General features: G+C 51.5%; 1 protein-coding gene. It reads right to left on the bottom strand.

Going from position 1 to position 881, the window contains the following annotated elements; translation table 11 throughout:
• Nucleotides 1–199: 199 nt before the first annotated feature.
• Nucleotides 200–589: a hypothetical protein gene (locus PsAD26_RS23730; RefSeq protein ID WP_063312387.1), complete on the bottom strand. Its 390-nt coding sequence runs from the start codon at nt 587–589 to the stop codon at nt 200–202.
• Between the last annotated feature and the right edge of the window lie 292 nt (nt 590–881).

The following is an 881-nucleotide window of genomic DNA, read 5'->3' as shown; positions in this document are numbered from 1 at the left end:
TCAAGCACTCATCAAAAGAGGAAAGCCCTTCAAAGCGGCTATGATTGCTCTGGCGCGAAAGATACTCATCACAGCCAATGCACTGCTCAGAGACAATGTTCCATTCAATGCATAAACACAGTTGCCGCATCGCGCTGCGCTTGTGCGGGATGACGGCGGGGAGTTGTCTTGGGCTCGAGATGACAGCGGGGAGTGTTTGCTAGCGGATAAATTGCAGAAGCATGAGAAGTGCTCCGCCGATGGTCCAGATATCGAAGATGAGCATGGGCCATCTTGCTGAGAGTGGGATCAGGAGCCAAGGAAGCGGGCCTTGGGTTCTGTTCAGGAGCAGAGTGCGGGTGCGCCAACCAGACCATATTGCAACCAAACCAGCAGGAACGAAGAAGGCCAGCTCGTTTGTTACTGCCAACCCTGCAACGCATGGCATTACCGCAAAGATTGATAGGCGTACGTGGTTAAATAACTTCGTGTCTGCTTTCAGGCTTGGGTACACATAGGCCGGCGGTAAGCCGAATGATATCTGCCAAGTGAAGACCATGTAGGCAGACGACGAAATAAAGAACCAGAAATATAGATCAGCAATAACCATAGACAACACATGCAGCAATAATATTGATGCCGGTCTGTCTACTGCAAAAGCAGCAGGTAAGAAAGTGGTTAAGAAGCAACCTCCGCCGTCTTCCCGCACTTGATGCGGGATCCAGTGCGGGGGTGGTTATGGGCTGAGTGTGTGGCTCTGGGTCCCGGCTCGGGGTGTACATACCGGAGACATAGGTGACAGGTGTTCGGAGAGATGGTTGACACATTAACATGGCATTCAGGGAGGGACCGGGATGCCTTGGAAAGAGTGTTCAACAATGAAACTTCGAGAAGAGTTTGTC

Origin of the sequence: Pseudovibrio sp. Ad26, assembly GCF_001623285.1 — a bacterium.
GTDB classification, from domain to species: Bacteria; Pseudomonadota; Alphaproteobacteria; order Rhizobiales; family Stappiaceae; genus Pseudovibrio; species Pseudovibrio ascidiaceicola.
Note: the sequence above shows the minus strand (reverse complement) of the source record. Positions and strands in the feature narration are given on the sequence as shown.